Source organism: Nocardia sp. NPDC050717 (assembly GCF_040654275.1).
Taxonomy (GTDB): domain Bacteria; phylum Actinomycetota; class Actinomycetes; order Mycobacteriales; family Mycobacteriaceae; genus Nocardia.
The window spans coordinates 63313-78935 of sequence record NZ_JBFAHR010000007.1 but is presented as its reverse complement, the minus strand read 5'-3'; the positions used below and the strand labels follow the sequence as shown (position 1 = coordinate 78935).

The following is a 15623-nucleotide window of genomic DNA, read 5'->3' as shown; positions in this document are numbered from 1 at the left end:
GGTGATCGGCTGAATCTCCGACCGTGGTCGGATCTTTCGGGCGGGCCGACCGCGCTAGCGTGGATCGAGCGGTTCGGCGAAGGATGGGGTCAGCGTGGACACGAAGACGATCGCCCGGCAGTGCACACTGTGCGAGGCGCACTGCGGGATTCTGGTGACGGTCGCGAACGAGCGGGTCACCCGGATCGAAGGCAATCCCGAGGACGTGCTGTCCAAGGGCTACATCTGCCCGAAGGCCACGGCCATGGGCGGCCTGCACCACGATCCGGACCGGCTGCGCACCCCGGTCCGCCGGGTCGGCGACGCCTTCGAACCGATCGGCTGGGACGAGGCGTTCCGCGAGATCGGGCAGCGCCTGCGCGCGGTCCGGCACGCGCACGGCCCCAGCGCCATCGGCATGTACATGGGCAATCCGGCCGCGCACAGTTCCTCGGTGCTCTACGCCGTGGCCCTGCGCGTGGCGCTGCTCACGCGCAACTTCTTCACCGCCTCCTCGATCGACCAGTTCCCGCAGGAATTCGTCGCCTGGCGGATGTTCGGCGCCAACGTCCTCATGCCGGTCACCGACATCGACCGCACCGACCGGCTGGTGATCCTGGGCGCCAACCCCGCGGTGTCCAACGGTTCGATCACCACCATGCCGGGGGCGCGCACCCGCATCAGCGAGGTCCGTCGGCGGGGCGGCACCGTCGTCGTCATCGACCCGCGCCGCACCGAGACCGCGCGCCTGGCCGACCAGCACGTGGCGGTGCGGCCCGGCGGTGACGTGTTCCTGCTGCTCGGCATGCTGCACGTGCTGATCGGGGAAGACCTGTGCGACCCGCAGGCCGTGGGCGAGCAGTGCTCGGGCTTCGACGAGGTGGTCCGGCTGGTCGAGGCGACCACCCCGGAACGGATGGCGCCACACGCCGGCGTCGACGCCGACACCATCCGCGCCCTGGCCCGCGAGCACGCCGCCGCGCGGTCGGCCGTGCTCTACGCGCGGATCGGGGTGTGCCTGCAGGTCACCGGAACCCTCACGCACTGGCTGGTGAACACGATCAACGCCGTCACCGGCAACCTCGACCGCGCGGGCGGGCAGATGTTCGCGACCCCGCCCGTCGACGCCGCCCGCTACGGCAAATACCTGCCCATGGGCCACGGCGCGTGGACCGACCGATCCGGCACGAGGAAATCCTTCCGCGGCGAACTGCCGGTGTCGGCCCTGGCCCAGGACATCCTCACCGAGGGACCCGACCGGATCAGGGCCATGATCACCTACGCGGGCAACCCGGTCCTGTCCACTCCGCAGCGTGGCCGCCTCGACGACGCCCTGGAATCCCTCGACTTCTACGTCGCGGTCGACATGTACGTCACCGAGACCACCCGGCACGCCGACATCATCCTGCCGCCGGTCTCCCCGCTGGAGCGCGAGGACCTCAACCTGCTGTTCCCCGTGTTCAGCGTGCGCAACAACGCCCGCTTCGACGCCGCCGTGTTCACCCCGCCCGCGGACGGGCTCGAGGACTGGCAGATCCTGGCCCGCCTGATCACCGAACTGACACCGCTGCCCGCGCGCCGGTTCACCGGCCGTGCGCTCACCGGCCTGCTCGATCAGCTCAGCCCGCTGCGCCTGACCGCGGCAGCCATCGCGGCAGGCCCCTACGGTGTGCTGCGCAAGGGCCGGAAAGGGTTGACCGTCACCCGTCTTCGCGCCGCCACCGGCGGCGTCGACCTAGGCCCGCTGGTGCCCCGCCTGCGCGAGCTGATCGGCACGAAGGACCGCAGGGTGAACCTGTCGCCGCCGGACTTCCTGAGCGCGGTGCGCGCCGTCCTCGCCGATACCGACACCACCGTGGTCTCCGGCTACGACCTGCAGCTCATCGGGCGCCGTCACCTGCGCAGCAACAACTCCTGGCTGCACAACATCGAAACGATGGTCAAGGGCCGTGACCGCTGCACCGTCCTCATGCACCCGGCCGACGCCGCCGAACGCGGTCTGGCCGACGGTGATCCGGCCACCGTGGAATCCCCGGTCGGCGCGATCGTGGCGCCTGTGGAGATCAGCGACGACATCCGCGCCGGGGTGGTCGCGGTCCCGCACGGCTGGGGCCATCTCGGCGCGGGCGTCGGCTGGCAGGTGGCCGCCGCGCATCCGGGCGTGAACGTGAATCTGCTGCACGATCCCGACCGCGCCGACCCGCTGTCGGGGGCGGCGGCGGTCAACAACACCTGGGTGCGCGTCGGACCCGTCCGGGCGACGCCCACCGGGCACGGCGCGGCCGCGGTGGCCGCGCCGCACTGATCAGCGGAACCGCAGCGTGGTGGTCGCCAGGCCGAAGATCTTGCGACCACCCGACTTCGCGACGATCGCGATCACGGCCGAGCGGGTCTCGGGATCGATCGACTTCACCCGGCCGGTGTACTCGATCTCGCCACCGGCCTGCTTGTCGACGATCACCATGTTCGACAGGCGCACGCCGTAGCGGGTCACCGCGCCCGGATCGCCCGACCACGCCGAGACGAAACCGGCGCCCAGACCCATGGTGAGCATGCCGTGCGCGATCACGTCGGGCAGCCCGGCCAGCTCGGCGATGGCGGCGTCCCAGTGGATCGGGTTGCCGTCGCCGGAGACACCCGCGTAGTTCACCAGATCGCCGCGCGAGAGCCGCGCCTCGCGGATCGGGAGTTCGGCGCCGACGGTCAGCTCCTCGAACGACAGGGTCGTACCGGGCGCGCGGGTGGTGCCCTCGGCCGAGAGCCGCAGTTCACCCTCGGGACGCAGCGGCGTCTCCACGTACTCGGTGGCGGCGTCGCCGTTGCCGAACACCTTGACCCCGTGCACCATCACGTTCTCCACGGCGGCGGTGATCGCGGGGTCGACGCCGTCACCGGTGATGCCGACGACGGTGGTGTGCATGACGTGCACGGTCTCGCCGGATTCGTCGGCGAAGGTGTTGGTGACGGTGATGAGGTCCTTGCCCGCGATCCGGCGCACCGAGGACAGTTCCACGTCGACCACGAGCCGGTCACCGGCCACGATCGGCTTGTGCTGTTCGAAGACCTGCTCGGTCTGCACGAACATGTCGTAGCCGGTGACCACGGACTCGAACAGCGCACGGTTGGCCGCCATCGCCGGGATGGAGGTGAACGTCAGCGGGGCGACGAGCCCGCGGTAGCCGAGCGCGGTCGCGGCCTCCTCCTCCCAGTGCGCGGGGTGGAAATCCTGTACCGCCCTGGCGTATTCGCGGACCTTCTCCCGGCCGACCTCGTAGACGTCGTCGACCCGGTAGTAATGCCCTACCTTCGACGCGATATCAGGGGCATCGACCACGGAAGTCACTTTGAGATCACCTTCGTTCGGGGAACGGACACCCGGCAGGCTAGCGGACTCACCGCGATATCGCGCACACGTTGGTGTACTTCACAGCCCGACCCGCCGCTGCCACGCCGTACCCGGCGTGCCGATGGCTCAGCGCCGCGCGTCGGGGGCGCCGTCGGTGAGCTGGTCGTGGTGGGCCAGCAGCGTCGACAAGAGCCCGGTCAGCCGTTCGCGGTCGGCCGGGGCGAGCGGTGCCAGCAGTTCGTCCTGGGCGGCGGCGAGTCGCTGTTCGAGGCGGCGCAGCTGACGCCGGCCCGCGGTGGTCAGGGAGATGACGTTGCGGCGCCGGTCGGTCGGGTCGGGCGCGCGTTCGACCAGGTCCCGTTCGGCGAGTTCGTTGATGGTGGCCACGAGGTCGCTGACATGGATGCCGCTGCGACGCCCGACGCCGGCCTGGCTGGCGGGACCGAATTCGGCCAGGGTCGCGAGCACACGGTAGTGGTAGCCGCGGCCACCGACGGCCGCGAAGCCGTCGCTGACGAGGCGATGGGCGTGGTGGGCGGTCTGGGTGAGCAGCCAGCTGGGCAGGGTCTCCCAACTGGGCCGTGTCGACGCGGGGGGCTTCGCCATGTCCGGGAGTCTACCTCGATCGTTGGACTAGCCAACGAACCGTTGATATCGTAGGTCATGCAAACATTTGCCAGCCAAACGTTTACCGCTCGAACGAACCGGCAGGAGACGACCATGATCGACCCCCTCCGCATCCACATCCCCCAGGCCGACCTCGACGACCTGCGCGACCGCCTGGCACGCACCCGATGGCCCAACGAAGTCGCCGACGCGGGCTGGGACTACGGCTTCCCCCTCACCCGGCTGCGACAACTCGCCGAGCACTGGCGCGACGGCTACGACTGGCGCGCACACGAGGCCCGCCTCAACGAACTTCCGCACTTCACCACCGAGATCGACGGCCAGACCATCCATTTCGTCCACGTCCGCTCCGCCGACCCGCACGCGCGCGCCCTGATCCTCACCCACGGCTGGCCCGGCTCGTTCCTGGAATTCCTCGACGTCATCGCGCCGCTGTCGCGTGAGTTCCACCTGGTGATCCCGTCGATCCCCGGCTACGGCTTCTCCGGGCCCACCCACGAACGAGGCTGGGACGTCGAGCGCGTCGCCCGCGCCTGGGCCGAACTGATGCGCCGCCTCGGCTACGACCGCTACGGCGCCCAGGGCGGCGATTTCGGCGCGGGCATCTCGATCGCGCTCGGCGCCCACGCGCCCGGTCACGTCGTCGGCGTGCACGTCAACTACCTGCCGACCCGCCCCGACCCCGGCGCCGAGCTCGACCTGTCCCCGACCGACCTGGCCCGGCTCGACACCGTGCGCCGGCTGATGGCCGACCGCCCGCCCTACCAGGCGCTGCAGGCCACCACCCCGCAGACCCTCGGCTACGCCCTCACCGACTCCCCGGTCGGCCAATTGGCCTGGATCGCCGAGCGATTCGCACAGTGGACCGACCCGCGCACCCCCGTCGACGACGACCGCTTGCTCACCGATGTCTCGCTGTACTGGTTCACCGCCACCGCGGCGTCCTCGGCCCGGCTGCACCGCGACACCCCACGTGGCGCCACGACCTGCCCCGTCCCACTCGGCGTGGCGGTGTTCCCGCACGACATCACCCAATCCGTGCGCCCACTGGCCGAACGGCGCTACGACATCCGGCACTGGTCGGAATTCGACCGTGGCGGGCACTTCGCCGCGATGGAGGTGCCCGACCTGCTGGCCGCCGACATCCGCGAGTTCTTCCTGGCCAGGTCCTGAACCGTGCTCAGATCTGCTGCACCCACGACACGAAGAACAGTGCGCCCGCCGCGGTGAGAGCCACGGCGGCCGGCAACACCCACCACGGGCTCTCGCCACCGAAGACGGCCTGGGTCACCCGCAACTGCACCCGACCGAGCGCGGCGATCACCCCGACGAACAGCGGCGCCACCAGCAGGCTCACCGCCGCGTGCACCGCCCACGCGCCCACCAATGTCGGCCCGCCCCAGGAATTCTCGTAGTCGTTCGCGGCGACCAGCGGGTACAGCAGCCCACGCACCAGCCCCAATACGGTCAGCATCAGCAGGAACCAGGCCACGACACCCGGACCGGCCGACAGCACCGAGTGCGCCACGCAGCGACCGGTACCGATCCGCCGCGCGGCCACGGGCTCCCGCAACAGCCGCCGCGGTACCCGCAACCGGGTCCGCGCCGGCGCGAAGGCCAGCGGCAGCGCCAGCAGCGCGTAGGCGACCGTGCGCGCGAGCCCGCCGCCGGTCACCGTAACAAGCCCGCCGCGGCGAGATCGTCGAAGAGCAACTGGTCCACCGGCGGCACGAGATCGCGGTCCCGGTACCCGAACCAGGCCAGCGCGTCGATCTCGCTGCTGGCGGTGAGCACGCCCCGGTACTCGGCGGTGTAGCAGGCCATCCGGACCACCGTCGCGTGCCCGTCGGCCACCGCCGCCTCGTAGGTGCCCACGTGCACGGCGGTGTCGGCGTCGAGCTCGACCGTCAGCTCCTCGGCGACCTCACGCACCAGCGTCTGCAGGTCGGTCTCGGCGCCCTCCCGTTTGCCGCCGGGAATGAAGTACACGTCCTTGCCGCGCGGGCGCCCGCAGAGGATGCGCCCGTCCTCGATCAGAACCCAGGCGACGGTGTCGATCAGCTGCTGTACCGAAGAGTCCACCACGGCCGCAGCCTACGCCCGTCAGTGCCCCGGCAGGACGCAGACGGTGTCCAGTCCGAGCACGCGGTTGAGCCTGCCGAACGCCAGCCACGAGCCGATGCTCATGCTCAGTTCGACCACCTCGGCCTGGGAGTAGTGCTCGAACATCCTGGCCCAGAACGCGTCGTCGAGGTTGTGATGGTCGGTGGCGTAGCGTTCGGCGTACTCGGCGGCGAGCCGGGCGCGCTCGTCGAAGCGATCGGTGGTGCGCCAGTTCGTCACGGCCTCGGCGAATTCGGCCTCCACCTTCTGCCCGTCGCGTTCGGTGCGCCAGTCCTGACAGAACAGGCACCCGTTGATCTGCGCGATCCGCAGCCGCGCGGCCTCGAACTCGCGCAGACCCAGGGTCGAGTGCTCGTAGACCGAGAGCGAGAACGCGGCGGCGGCGACGCCGATGCCGGGGACCATCTCGCCCCACACGTAGCCGATCGGGTCCTTGCCCTCGGGAATGTCGATGATCATGGGGTCTTCCTTCCGAGTTTGCCGACCGCGGGCCGCAGCGGCACGTCGAGCGCGTCGTAGAGGCCGGGTTCGGCCGCGACCAGCCAGTCGATCGCGTTCACCAATCGGCCCACCGCCGTGGCGTTTCCGCCCGCCGACCGGTTGCCGCCTTCGTCGGAGGCCTCCACGCTCACCTCGATGCGCGGCGTGCCCTCGATGATCACCCGGTGCGCGCCGACGCCGTCCGGCGGTGTCGGCCAGTCCGGCGCGCAGCTCGGGTGGATGCGGGTGACGTGTTCGATGACGATGCGCGGCTCGCCCTCGACGATGCCCTGCACCTCGAACCGCACCGCGCCCTGGGTGCCCGCCGCGAACTCGCCCATCTGCACGGTCTGCACGGTCGCATCGAGTGCACGCCGGTCCAGCGTCTCGCGGATCTCGTCGAGTTCCACGCCCAGCGCCCTGGCCATGAGCCGAATCTGCCCGCCCCACACCATGGTCGGCACGGACGGCAGCAGCATCGGCGGTTGATAGTCCATCGGCTGTCCCATGCCGACCAGATAGCGCACCGAGTCCGGTTGGTCGTAGGTGGAGTAGTCGAAGATCTCCTGGCAGCGCACCACGTCGAGGGTGCTCGCCAGCCCGCTCATCAACAGCGGCAGCACATCGTTGCCCCAGCCGGGATCGACGCCGGAGACGAACAGCGACCCACCGCCCTCGGCGATCGCGGCCAGCACCGGCTCGCGCAGTTCGGCGGGCGCGCCGACCGGATCGTAGAGCGGGTAGAGGGCCGGGGTGACGACGACGGCGCCCGCGCGCACGGCACGCACGATGTCGGCGAGCGCGTCGTCGGGGCGGATGTCACCGGAGGCCGCGTACACGACGGCGCGCGGCCCGGCGGTGAGCACGGCGTCGATGTCGGCGGACGCGGCCACGCCCAGTTCGGTGTCTAGACCGGCGAGCGTGCCCGCGTCACGGCCGATCTTGTCGGGGTTGTGCACGAGCACCCCCGTGAGTTCCAGCGCCGGGTGGGCGGCCACGGCACGGATGGCCGCGCGGCCGACATTGCCGGTGCCCCAGACGATCGTGGGGATCATCGCGCGAGCCTAACAAGTGCTTGGTTTGGTGTCAGGCGTTTCGGACGGTCAGCGCGGTCGCACCGAGCGCGGAACCCAGCCGGTCCACGGCCGCGGCGAGCGCCCGCCTCGGCACGGCGGCGCCGTCGAAGAGCGCGAGCACGATCGCGTCGTCGACGCGTTCCCAGGTCCCGGCGATGCGCCCGCCGACCACGACCAGCGGTGAGATCCAGCCCGCGGTCCTGCTCACCTTCGCCCGATGCTCGGGCGGCAGCAGCGCGGTGTCACCGGTGCCGGGGCCGAGGACGTACTGATCGAACGGGCCGAGCAGGTGGACCGCGCCGTCGAGGCTCGCCGCGGCGAGGTCGTCGGCGAACTCGGCCGGGATCCATCCGGTCCTGCCCTCGACATCGACCTGCGTCAGTTCCGCGCCCAGCTCGGCGAACCATCCGCGCACCACGGTCTTGCGCAGATTGTTGCGGCTGAGCCAGGTGTCGAACGCTTCCGGTGTCGCCGGGCCGTAGGCACCGAGGTAGGCCTTGATCAGCGTGGGCGCCGCGACGTCGGGCTCGGGGATTCCCGTCCAGCCGGGGATCAGGTGGCCGGGGGCGGTGAAGGTGACCTTGGTGCCGCGCATCGGACCGTGGCACAGCGCGCCCTGCCAGGCCAGCGGTTTGAGCACCGCGCCCCAGCCGGAGCGCAGCTGGTCGGCGAGATGGGCGAAACCCGGTTCGGCCAGCACCGCCTCGACGAGCTCGGCGCGGGTGAGCACCTGGTCACCGAGGATGCTCGACACCACCTCGACCAGGGCGGCCACCTCGTCGGGGGTGGCGCCGAAGGTCTTGCGCCACGCGGGTTTCTCCCAGGTCCGCGCCGAGCCGATGAGCGCGAGCGCGGCCGCGGCCTGCGCGGGCGGCATGGCGTGCAGCGTGCCGCGCATGGCCCAGGTCTTCACCAGGCCGCCCGAGTCCAGTGCCTCGGCCACCGCGTTCGGGCGGGCGACCCGGCTGCGCACGGCCACCGCCGTCTCGGCCGCCGAGGCCACCTGCGCCTGGATTCCGGCCGAGCGCTCGGCGATGTCGGTGGCCGAGCCGTTCGACGGATCGGTGAGGAACTGGCGGGCCAGCCGCCACGCGAACACCTGATCCCACTCGACACTCACCATGCGCAGCAACCTCTTTCACCGTAGGGACGCCGTACATCACATCAGAGCCCACCGACAGCGCGCGCTGCGACCAGGGGGAGTCGATCCGCGGCAATCGTGAGGCAATCTTTTCTGTCACACCCCGATGCGAACATATGTTCGTGTCCGATTCCGTCGCAGCGCGGCGCCCGCGCATCCAGACCCGCGCCGAGGCGTCGATCCTGCACGCCGATCTGGATTCCTTCTACGCCTCCGTGGAGCAACGCGACCAGCCGTGGCTGCGCGGCAAGCCGGTGATCGTCGGCGGTGGCGTGGTGCTGGCCGCCAGCTACGAGGCCAAGGCCTTCGGCATCCGCACCCCGATGAACGCGGGGCAGGCGCTGCGGTTGTGCCCGCACGCGGTGGTCGTGCCGCCACGCATGGCGGCCTACGCCGAAGCCAGCAAAGCGGTGTTCGCGATCTTCCACGACACCACCCCGCTCGTGGAGGGGATCTCCATCGACGAGGCCTTCCTCGACGTCGGCGGCCTGCGCCGCATCCGGGGCGAACCGATCGACATCGCGCGCACGCTGCGCACCGAGGTCAGCGCGAAGGTCGGACTCCCGATCTCGGTCGGCATCGCCCGCACCAAGTTCCTGGCCAAAGTGGCCTCCGCGGTCGCCAAGCCCGACGGGCTGCGGCTCGTCGAGCCCGGCGGCGAACTCGATTTCCTGCACCCGCTGCCGGTCGAACGCCTGTGGGGCGTCGGCGCGGTCACCGCCGCCACGCTGCGCACCCACGGCATCACCCGGGTCGGCCAGCTCGCCGAGCTCGGCGAACCCCACCTGCGCGCCATCCTCGGCCCCGGCGCGGCCCGGCACCTGTTCGCCCTGTCCTGGGCGCGTGACCCGCGCCGGGTCGAGACGGGCCGGCGCCGCCGCTCGATCGGCGCCCAGCGCGCGCTCGGCCGCAGGCGGCGCGAACCCGACGAGATCGCCGCCTACCTCGACGGACTCACCGACCGCCTCGGCCGCAGGCTGCGCGCCGCCGACCGGGTCTGCCGCACGGTCATCCTGCGCTTACGCTTCGACGACTTCACCCGCGCCACCCGCTCACACACCCTCGTCGAGGCGACCGATGCCACCGCGACGCTGCGCCGGGCCGCGCGCGAGTTGCTCGCCGCCGCCCAGCCGTTGATCGACGAACGCGGCATCACCCTGATCGGCCTGTCGCTGACCAACCTCGACGACTCCGACACCATGCAGCTGACCCTTCCGCTGGAACCCCGCGCGGAGAACACGCTCGACGCCACGCTGGACGACCTGCGCCGCCGCTTCGGATCGGCCGCCGTCACCAGGGCGGCGCTGCTGAAAAAGGGCGAGGGCCTGTCGGTACCGCTACTTCCCGACTGAGGACCTCGCCCCGCTGCTGCGCACCAGCGGCAGGAACACCTCGTCGACGATCTCGACGAGCACGTCGTCGGGCGCGGTCGGTACGCCGCGCAGCACGAACTCGTTGCGCAACAGCACGATCGCCACGGTCGCGACCCGGGGCCGCAGGCATTCCGGTGCCGCCTCGCCGCGCGCCACGGCCCGTCCGAGCACCGTGAGCCAGGTGGCCGCGGTCGCGTCGACGGACTGTTCGGGCAGCTGGGCGAGCAGTTCGGCGGCGCCACCGGCCGCGGCGAGCAGTTCGCGCATGATCGCACCGAGTGCCGAACTCCAGTGTTGATTCGCCCGCCGCAGCAGTTCGAGGGCGTCGGTGCGCAGGTCGCCGGTGTCGGGTACGTCGACGGCGGTGGCCAGGCGCCGGTAGGCGGCGATGCCGAGGGCGAGCCGATGGGGCCAGCGCCGGTAGATCGCGTTCTTGTTGGTCCCCGCGCGCTGGGCCACCTTGTCCATGGTGAGCCCGGCGTAACCGCCGTCGCAGAGTTCGTCGGCGGCCGCGCGCAGGATCGCGTCCTCGAGTTCGGCGCCACGGCGACGCGTCGGCTTCTCTGTTTCCGCCACGGACGACCTCCTTCGATTCCGCAGCATCGTACCCAAACAGCAGTGCCTTGTCGGCAGCTGATGCAACCATTAGGGTACTTGTCGTACCTTAAATTCGTTCCGAAAGGGCAGCACCATGCGCGCCACAGGCATCACCTATGACACCGGGTTCCTCCGTGACGGCCTCTCCTCCCGACCACATTTCGACCCCGACGTCGTCCGCGCGGAACTGCGGATCATCCGCGACGACCTGCACTGCACCGCCGTCCGGATCGTCGGCGGCGACGCCGACCGCCTCGAACTCGCCGCGACCCATGCCGCGGACCTCGGTCTCGAGGTGTGGTTCTCGCCGTACCCGCTGGAACAGGACACCGACCAGATGCGCGCGTTCCTGCTCGACTGCGCCGAGCGGGCCGAACGGCTGCGCCGCCGCGGCGCCGAGGTCGTCCTGGTCATCGGCGCCGAGCTCAGCCTGATGACCGGCGGATTCCTGCCCGGTGACACCGTCACCGAACGCGTCGCCTCGCTCACCGACACCGACACGCTGCCCGAGCGCGTGGCCCGGGCGAGTGAACGGCTCAACGCCTTCTTCCACGCGACCGTCCCGGCGGTCCGGCAACGATTCACCGGCCGGCTCACCTACGCGTCGGTTCCCCTCGAACGTGTGGACTGGACGCTGTTCGACCTGATCTCGGTCGACCTGTACCGCTCAGCGGCCGTCGCCGACCGCTTCGCCGACGGCGTCCGCGCGCTCGTCACGCAGGGAAAACCGGTGGCCGTCACCGAATTCGGCGCGGCCACCTTCCGGGGCGCGGGTGACGTCGGCGCCAACGGCCTCGACATCGTCGAATACAACCCGGGCCCGATCCGCCTCACCGCCACCCACACCCGCGACGAGGAAGGCCAGGCGACCTACGTGCGCGAACTGCTCGACCTGTTCGAGGACGCGGGCATCGACACCGCGTTCGTGTTCCTGTTCGCCCTCTACGACATGCCCCACCGCCCCGACGGCGACCCGCTCGACGACCTCGACCTCGCCAGCTACGGCATCGTCAAGGTCCTCGACGGCCGCACCGGCACCGCCTATCCCACGATGAACTGGGAACCCAAGGCCGCCTTCCCCGCCGTCGCCGAGCATTACCGGGATGCGCGGGCCGCCGCGCGCATGGGATAGTCGGCCAATGCCTTACGCCGTCCTCGGCTTCTTGACCCTCGCCCTGTGGGTGTACTGCCTCGTCGACATCATCACCAGCCCCGATGACGGGATCCGCCATCTGCCGAAGATGGGCTGGATTCTCGTGGTCGTGCTGGTGCCCACGGTCGGGGCCCTGCTGTGGCTGTTCGCCGGGCGGCCGGTCGGTCCCGAACGTCGCCCAGCCACCACCCGCTACAGCGAATACGACCGGCCGGGCCGCGCGGTCGCGTCCAATCCCGACGACGACGAGGCGTTCCTGCGCGGTCTGCGCGAGCGCGCCGAACAGCAGCGTCGCGAGGCCCGCAGGCAGCAGGCCGAACGCGACGAGGACCAGGCCTGATCAGACGAACCGTTTGGGCCGCTTGTCCATCAGCCGCAGGATCAGTGGCGTGAAGATCAACTGCATCGCCAGTTCCATCTTCCCGCCCGGCACCACGATGCAGTTCGGGCGCGACATGAACGAATCGTGCAGCATCGACAGCAGATACGGGAAGTCGATCACCTTGGGATCGGCGAACCGGATCACCACGAAACTCTCGTCCGCGGTCGGAATGCTGCGCGCGATGAACGGATTCGAGGTGTCCACGGTCGGCACCCGCTGGAAGTTCACATACGTCCGCGAGAACTGCGGGCAGATGTATTTCACGTAGTCGGGCATGCGGCGCAGGATGGTGTCGATCACCGCCTCACTGGAGTAACCGCGATGGGTCTTGTCGCGGTACACCTTCTGGATCCATTCGAGGTTGATGATCGGCACCACCCCGACCAGCAGATCGGTGTAGCGCGCCACGTTCACCGAATCGGTCACCGCCGCGCCGTGCAGTCCCTCGTAGAACAGCAGGTCGCTGCCCGGCGCGAGATCCTCCCACGGGGTGAACGTGCCCGCCGGCTGCCCGTAGGGCTTGGCCTCCTCGTCGTCGTGCAGGTACCTGCGGACCTGCCCGACACCGGATTCGCCGTACTCCCGGAACAGCGTCTCCAGTTCCGGGAGCAGATTCGCGTCCTCCCCGAAATGGGAGAACGTCGTATTGCGTTGCTGCTCGGCCTCGGCCATCGCGATCTTCATCTCCGCGCGGTCGAAACGATGGAACGAGTCCCCCTCCACCACCACCGCGCTGATGCCCTCCCTCCGGAAGATGTCCTCGAAGGTCCGGGTGACACTGGTCGTGCCGGCACCGGAGGACCCGGTGATCGCGACAACGGGATGCTTGACCGACATGGGCGTCTCCTAGGTGCGCTGGTCGTGCTTGGCCGGACGGAAGAGCGAGCGCGTCCCGAACAGCGAGCTGTCGAAACTCGGTCCCGCGTCGGGCTCCCGGTGATAGCGCTCCACCCGCAGCACCTCGTTGCGTGAGCCGAAGATGAACGGCACCCGCTGATGGACCTCCGCCGGCGGCACCGCCATCACCCGGTCGTGGCCGGTGCTGGCCGCGCCCCCGGCCTGCTCCACGATGAACGCGATCGGATTCGCGCCGTAGAGCAGCGACACCCGCCCCGGCCGTGCCGGATTGCGGGTGTCGCGCGGGTACAGATACATTCCGCCCCTGGTGAGGATGTGGAAGGTGTCGGCCACCAGCGAGGCCACCCACCGCATGTTGAAATCGCGGCCGCGCGGCCCGTCCACCCCCTCCAGGCATTCGTGCACGTAGCGGCGCACCGGCCGCTCCCAGAAGCGCTCGTTGGCGGCGTTGATCGCGAAACCCGAGGTGTCCTCGGGGATCCGCATGCCCGGGTGGGTCAGCACGAACGCGCCGATCTCCCGGTCCAGGGTGAACCCGTCCACGCCGCTGCCGGTGGTGAGCACCAGCATCGTCGCCGGGCCGTAGAGCGTGAACCCGGCGCACACCTGCCGCACACCCGGCTGCAGGAAGTCCTCGTCGCCGGGTTCGGCCGTACCGTCGAGGACCTCCTGCGGGGCACGCAGAATGCTGAATATCGAACCGACCGGCAGATTCACGTCGATATTGCTCGACCCGTCGAGCGCGTCGAAGGCCAGCAGGTACTTGCCGCGCCGCTCGGTCGACGGCACCGCCAGCGCCGTCGCCCGCTGCTCGGACAACAGCCCCGACAGATGCCCGGTCCACTGCGTCTGGGCCACCATGATCTCGTCGGTCAGCACGTCCAGCCGTCTGCTCACCGACATCGGCTCCTCCGGACCGCTCTGGCCGAGGATCGCGCCCCGCGTCACCTGATTGGCGATGATCTTCGTCGCCGTGGCCACCACGTTCACCAGCGCCGAGAACTCGCCCGACGAGCCGGGATGCCTGTGCTCCTCCTCGATGGTGTACCGGGTGAGCGTCTTCACGCTGTTCGGCATTGCGGCGCCACCTCCACCGGGGCCTCGTCGAAGACGCTGCTGCCGTAGACATCCCGATCACACAGCGTGATCAGATCCGTCTTCGACAGCGGCCGCCCCGCCTCCACCAGTCGCTTGGCCTGCCGCAACCGGCACCGATCGATGGCGTTGCGCACACTGCGCGCGTTGGAGAACCGCGGGCGGGTCATCCGGGCCGTCAGGTATTCGGCGAAGGCGGCGCGCGCCGCCGCGTCGAAGCGGAAGTTCTCCCCCGCCACCATCACCTCGGCGATCCCCAGCAACTCCTCGTGGGTGTAGTCGGCGAACTCGAGATGGTGGGCGACGCGGGAGGACAAGCCGGGGTTCGCGGAGAAGAAGCGATCCATCCGGTCCGGGTAGCCGGCGAAGATGACCACCAGGTTCGCGCGTTCGTTCTCCATCTCCTGCAGCAGGATCTCGATCACCTCCTGCCCGTAGTCGCGTTCGTTCTCCGGCCGGAACAGGTAGTAGGCCTCGTCGATGAACAGCACCCCGCCCGCGGCCTTGGCGATGGCCTCCTTCGTCTTGGGCGCGGTGTGCCCGATGAACTGCCCGACCAGATCGTCGCGGGTCACCGTGTGCACCTTCGGTTTCCGGATGTAGCCCAGCGCGTGCAGCATCTGCGCCATCCGCAACGCCACCGTCGTCTTGCCGGTGCCGGGACCGCCGGTGAAACTCATGTGCATCGTCGGGCGCGACGAGGCCAACCCGAACCGGCGCCGGGCCCGGTCGATCATCAGCAACGCCGCGATCTCGCGGACCCGATCCTTGACATTCGCCAGCCCGATCAGTTCCGCGTCGAGGGCCGACAAGGTCGCGGCCACATCGTGTCCGGCCAGGTCCTCGGACAGATCCAGCAGCGCGTCCTCGCCGAGCGGCGGTTCTTCGGCCGTCTCCTGCTGCGGCCGCGACGGCCGGGCGTCACCGACGCCCGGCCGCGCCAACCGGAATCCGCCCGCGGACCCCTCAGCCGCCATACCGTTGTCCCTGCGGACGGCCCGTCGCATACGAGCGGACGCTGTAGACCTGGCGTCGATCGGCGGCCTCGGAGCGCGTGAGCTCGAAGCCGGGCTCCTCGGCCGGACGCTGCACCAGGAAGCTCAGTGCCGTCGTCTGTTTCGTGTAGGTGGCGTCATAGGCCGTTACCCGCACGTAGTGGCGCGGGAACGTCGCCCGGCAGGCGTTGATCTCGGCGAGCACCCCGTCGGGTTCGTCCAGATCGAACAGCGGCAGCCCCCACATCTCCCAGTAGGTGTTGCGCGGATGCGGATCGTCGGTGTACTCGATCGAGACCGGCCAGTTGTTGAGCAGCGCGTAGCGCACCTGCGCCGCGATCTCGTCGTCGGTGAGTTCGGGCAGGTAGGAGAAGGTTCCCTGGCGCAGATACATGAT

Annotated in this window: 17 protein-coding genes; 5 read left to right on the top strand and 12 right to left on the bottom strand. The window is 70.1% G+C overall.

The window, feature by feature from the left end; genetic code table 11:
- The first annotated feature begins 94 nt into the window (after positions 1-94).
- Complete coding sequence (locus AB0H56_RS16175; protein WP_357163140.1) at positions 95-2284, top strand: molybdopterin-dependent oxidoreductase; 2190 nt, start codon at positions 95-97, stop codon at positions 2282-2284.
- On the opposite strand, the gene AB0H56_RS16170 is transcribed toward AB0H56_RS16175, so the two are convergent.
- A complete protein-coding gene (locus tag AB0H56_RS16170) occupies positions 2285-3322 on the bottom strand; it encodes a fused (3R)-hydroxyacyl-ACP dehydratase subunits HadA/HadB (protein ID WP_357163137.1) in 1038 nt (345 codons plus the stop codon).
- Between the two features lie 129 nt (positions 3323-3451).
- A complete protein-coding gene (locus AB0H56_RS16165) occupies positions 3452-3931 on the bottom strand; it encodes a MarR family winged helix-turn-helix transcriptional regulator (RefSeq protein ID WP_357163135.1) in 480 nt (159 codons plus the stop codon).
- Between the two features lie 114 nt (positions 3932-4045).
- On the opposite strand from AB0H56_RS16165, the gene AB0H56_RS16160 reads away from it, so the two are divergent.
- Positions 4046-5125, top strand: a complete 1080-nt coding sequence (locus AB0H56_RS16160) for an epoxide hydrolase family protein (RefSeq protein ID WP_357163132.1) — start codon at positions 4046-4048, stop codon at positions 5123-5125.
- A gap of 7 nt (positions 5126-5132) precedes the next feature.
- Here the strand turns inward: AB0H56_RS16160 and AB0H56_RS16155 are convergent, their stop codons facing one another.
- Genes AB0H56_RS16155 through AB0H56_RS16135 form a run of 5 tightly spaced genes read right to left on the bottom strand, consistent with a single transcriptional unit; the run spans position 5133 to position 8755 of the window.
- Positions 5133-5627 carry a hypothetical protein gene (locus AB0H56_RS16155; RefSeq protein ID WP_357163129.1) on the bottom strand — a complete coding sequence of 165 codons (495 nt, stop codon included), beginning with the start codon at positions 5625-5627 and terminating at the stop codon, positions 5133-5135.
- On the bottom strand, positions 5624-6037 hold the full coding sequence (locus AB0H56_RS16150; protein ID WP_357163126.1) for an NUDIX domain-containing protein: 414 nt from the start codon (positions 6035-6037) through the stop codon (positions 5624-5626). The genes AB0H56_RS16155 and AB0H56_RS16150 overlap by 4 nt, the downstream gene beginning before the upstream one ends.
- Before the next feature lie 18 nt (positions 6038-6055).
- Positions 6056-6535 carry a carboxymuconolactone decarboxylase family protein gene (locus tag AB0H56_RS16145; RefSeq protein ID WP_280220428.1) on the bottom strand — a complete coding sequence of 160 codons (480 nt, stop codon included), beginning with the start codon at positions 6533-6535 and terminating at the stop codon, positions 6056-6058.
- On the bottom strand, positions 6532-7611 hold the full coding sequence (locus AB0H56_RS16140) for a dihydrodipicolinate reductase (RefSeq protein WP_357163123.1): 1080 nt from the start codon (positions 7609-7611) through the stop codon (positions 6532-6534). The genes AB0H56_RS16145 and AB0H56_RS16140 overlap by 4 nt, the downstream gene beginning before the upstream one ends.
- A gap of 31 nt (positions 7612-7642) precedes the next feature.
- A complete protein-coding gene (locus AB0H56_RS16135; protein WP_357163121.1) occupies positions 7643-8755 on the bottom strand; it encodes a winged helix DNA-binding domain-containing protein in 1113 nt (370 codons plus the stop codon).
- Positions 8756-8889: 134 nt separating this feature from the next.
- On the opposite strand from AB0H56_RS16135, the gene dinB reads away from it, so the two are divergent.
- Positions 8890-10125 carry a DNA polymerase IV gene (dinB, locus tag AB0H56_RS16130; protein WP_357163118.1) on the top strand — a complete coding sequence of 412 codons (1236 nt, stop codon included), beginning with the start codon at positions 8890-8892 and terminating at the stop codon, positions 10123-10125.
- Here the strand turns inward: dinB and AB0H56_RS16125 are convergent.
- Positions 10111-10722 carry a TetR/AcrR family transcriptional regulator gene (locus tag AB0H56_RS16125; protein ID WP_357163115.1) on the bottom strand — a complete coding sequence of 204 codons (612 nt, stop codon included), beginning with the start codon at positions 10720-10722 and terminating at the stop codon, positions 10111-10113. The genes dinB and AB0H56_RS16125 overlap by 15 nt on opposite strands.
- Positions 10723-10837: 115 nt before the next feature.
- Between AB0H56_RS16125 and AB0H56_RS16120 the strand changes: the two genes are divergently transcribed.
- The gene (locus AB0H56_RS16120) at positions 10838-11875 is read left to right on the top strand and encodes a hypothetical protein (RefSeq protein WP_357163112.1); all 1038 of its coding nucleotides are present in this window, start codon (positions 10838-10840) and stop codon (positions 11873-11875) included.
- A gap of 7 nt (positions 11876-11882) precedes the next feature.
- The gene (locus AB0H56_RS16115; RefSeq protein WP_110039931.1) at positions 11883-12236 is read left to right on the top strand and encodes a PLD nuclease N-terminal domain-containing protein; all 354 of its coding nucleotides are present in this window, start codon (positions 11883-11885) and stop codon (positions 12234-12236) included.
- Here the strand turns inward: AB0H56_RS16115 and AB0H56_RS16110 are convergent, their stop codons facing one another.
- From AB0H56_RS16110 to AB0H56_RS16095, 4 genes are read right to left on the bottom strand one after another with little or no spacing between them, the layout of a single operon-like run.
- On the bottom strand, positions 12237-13115 hold the full coding sequence (locus AB0H56_RS16110; RefSeq protein WP_357163109.1) for a phosphoribulokinase: 879 nt from the start codon (positions 13113-13115) through the stop codon (positions 12237-12239). It abuts the gene before it with no gap.
- A 9-nt stretch (positions 13116-13124) separates the two neighbouring features.
- Entirely contained in the window at positions 13125-14213 is a 1089-nt protein-coding gene (locus tag AB0H56_RS16105) for a class 1 fructose-bisphosphatase (protein WP_357163106.1), read from the bottom strand.
- On the bottom strand, positions 14198-15208 hold the full coding sequence (locus AB0H56_RS16100) for an AAA family ATPase (RefSeq protein ID WP_357163103.1): 1011 nt from the start codon (positions 15206-15208) through the stop codon (positions 14198-14200). The genes AB0H56_RS16105 and AB0H56_RS16100 overlap by 16 nt, the downstream gene beginning before the upstream one ends.
- A complete protein-coding gene (locus AB0H56_RS16095) occupies positions 15198-15620 on the bottom strand; it encodes a ribulose bisphosphate carboxylase small subunit (RefSeq protein ID WP_357163100.1) in 423 nt (140 codons plus the stop codon). Before AB0H56_RS16095 ends, AB0H56_RS16100 begins: the two co-directional genes overlap by 11 nt.
- Between the last annotated feature and the right edge of the window lie 3 nt (positions 15621-15623).